1 protein-coding gene is annotated in these 3,092 nt (G+C 34.2%); it reads left to right on the top strand.

Going from position 1 to position 3,092, the window contains the following annotated elements; genetic code table 11:
• Positions 1-3,092 (top strand): tape measure protein (locus tag U880_RS0103590; RefSeq protein WP_024654783.1); only part of this gene is annotated, 3,092 nt, incomplete at both ends.

The following is a 3,092-nucleotide window of genomic DNA, read 5'->3' as shown; positions in this document are numbered from 1 at the left end:
GCTTTGATTGAGAATACTCGAAGGATGGGTGATAATTTCAAAAATCTTGCTTCAGCCGTCAAAGTTGTTGGAAGTAATAGTACCAAAAGTTTCAAAAGCGTTGGGAGCACTCTAAAACGTGTTGGTAAAAATTTGTTCAATGTAAAAAATATGGCAAATGCAGCAGCGGACGCTTTAGAGAGAATGGTAAATACTATTGGTCCTATAGTTTTGATTGTGAAAACTCTTCAAATGGCGGGCAATGCTGTTAATAATGTTTTTACAGGCGCTATGGAGTCTTTAGAATCATTTAACAATGAAGTTAGTGTTTTTTCACAGATGCTAAATAACGATAGTCTTGGAAAAGCTTTAGCCGATGATATGAATGCTTTTGGGGAACAAACCACATTTACTAGTGAAGCTATAAGTAGTGCTGCTCAAACCATGTTATCTTATGGAGCTTCTGCTTCTGAAGTTAGTCAACGTATGCGTATGTTTGGGGAGGCTGCGGGGAATAGTAGTGAAGGACTTACAAAGTTGGCAGAGATCTATTCTAAAGTAGAGGCTGGTAATAAGATTGCCGTAGAAGATCTTGAAGCTCTTCGTAGTGTTGGAGTGGATATTACGGATATTTTGGCAAAAGAAGCTGGAGTAGCAAGTGACGAATTATTAGAATTGGCAAGTAAAGGTCGAGTTGGTTTTGATGAATTAAGTGGTGCTCTTAAGAAGGCTACAGCTGAAGGTGGTAAGTTTTACGGCAATACTGCTCGTGGAGCAAAGAATTTGTCAGAAGCTCAGCTTCAAACTTCTAAATTAAGTAGTAAATTATTTCTGGAGCTTGGAAAAGCATTTGAACCTTTGATGATTGGTTTTGAAAAAACGAAACAATGGTTAATGGTTGGAATTTTAGTTCCCATAACAAAAGCAACTGCTTCGGTAATTACTTTTACTAAGAAATTGACAGATTTTGTAGGTTATATTTCGACCAAGTTTGTTGAAGGATTCAAGTTTGCAATTCAATCAGTTGTCAATATTTTTGCAAAGATTAAAAATTCTGTAGTTGATGTATTCAATAAAATGAAAGATTTTGTAGGTTATATTTCGACCAAGATTGTTGAAGGATTTGAGTCTGCATTTAGTCCGGTTGTCAATATTTTTGTAAAGGTTAAGAATTCTGTAGTTGATTTTTTTCATCAAATAAAAGAGCTTGCAAACTATGTTGCTACCAAATTTGTTGAAAAATTTAGGGCTGGATTTGAACCGATTATCTCTCTTTTCCAAACTTTGAAAAAATGGTCACAAAGTGTTTGGGATACATTATATGAAACATTGAGTATGGCTAAAGGTAAAGATAAGAAGATTGTAGAGACAGTTGCATCATCAGAGCCTGCTCCTGATTTGTTGAAGGATAATAGTAATTCAGAAAAACGAAAAATAGAGGCCGAAAAAAGAAGAATCGATAATTTCAATAAGCAGATGATTGCAGAATATGAGACTTTGCAACAACAAATTTTCAAAATGCAAAGAGCAGTATTCATCAAGCCTTTGCATGAACAAGAAAAGGCTACTCGTGATTTACAGTCTATAGTAAATGCAAAAAATAAGGAATTTATTGGTAAGTATGGTAAAAATTTTGATATTTTGATTCAACAAAATCAACAAACTCTTGCTAATATTGAGAAACAGGTTAATGATTTTGCTCAATCTAATCATCATTTTGTTAATGAACATAAGGACTTACAAGCAGAAATAGCAAGACTTAATCAAGAAGTTTTGATTCTTCCATATGAAGAACAAGAAAGTAAAATGAAGGAACTTGCTAATGTTATTAATGTGAAGCAGCAAGAATTTGTTAATAATTATTCGGCAAGTTTTCATTCTCTTAATGATTCTAATAAGCAGTTGTTTATTGCCCTGAAAAAGGGAGTAGACGAATTTGAAAAAACGACAGATGATAGAGCTTTTGTAGAAGCGCATAAAGCTTTGCAAAATAAAGTACAAACAATGCAATTTAAGGTTTTAATGGGGCCTTTGCATGAACAAGAAAAAGCGGCTGCTGAGATGGAAGTTGAAATTAAGAAGCTTTATTCTGACTTTGTCAAAGTACATAAGGAATTGTTTGATAGTCTTAATGATTCAAATAAAAGTTCTTTGATTGAAATTGCAGAAAAAGCACAAACGGCAACTGAGTCTTTACTTAGTGAAACTGAGTCTTTGTTTGATACTTTATATGATGCTTTGAGTAAGTTGGTATCAAAAGCTTTGGATGTTGTAACTAAAGTTGTTAACAAAGATTTGGGCAAAAATGTTGCAGCGGGTAATACTGCTGATACCGTAATACAGTCGTTGTTTGATGTGTCAAAAGATATGTTGGCAAGTTTTGGACCTTGGGGAGCACTTGGTGCAGCTGCTTTGGATTTTACAGTTGGACTTTTTCAAGGTTTTGAACAACAAAGAATCAAAGAGGTTGAAGAGAGACGTGATCAAGATTTGAAAGAATTAGAAAAACAAAGTGAAATTGCAATTATGCGTCTTGAAGAAGAATTTGATAACGAAATTTCAATGAGAAAAGAGAAATTAAATCAGCTTGATGAGCAGTATAATAAGGAGATCGCGTTCTTGAAACAGGCTCAAAGTAAAGGACAAATATCTGGAGAGGAATTTCAAAGACGCATTAGGACATTAGAGAATGAGCATCAATCTAAAAAACAACAAGAGACCCAAGGAATAACTAATGCAGAAACTTCTAAGAAGGTTGAATTAGAACGTAAACGCAAACTTAAAGATTTAGAAGCAGAACGTATCAAAGCACAAGCTGAGGTTGACAAGGTTAAGGTGTCTAATTGGTCTTGGAATCAAGCTCGTGATTTAGATCGTGCTAATACAGTCTTAGAAGAAATCTTGAAAAGAATATCGAAAGTTAAGTCGGCAAATTCTGTTGAAGAAATTAAACTTGCAAATAAAGGTGCTAGATTTATGACGACAAGGTCAACGTTTATTCCTGGTTCAGGACTTATTACTAGTGAATTTGGTCAAAATGAGCTTGTAAGAGTAACACCAGCACCAATTGATCAAAATTTGAGAAATTTTGAAGCAAGAATCATCGCAGAAGA

It is taken from the genome of Borrelia hispanica CRI, from assembly GCF_000500065.1.
In the GTDB taxonomy this organism is placed as follows: Bacteria; Spirochaetota; Spirochaetia; order Borreliales; family Borreliaceae; genus Borrelia; species Borrelia hispanica.
This window is presented reverse-complemented; position numbering and strand designations above follow the sequence as displayed.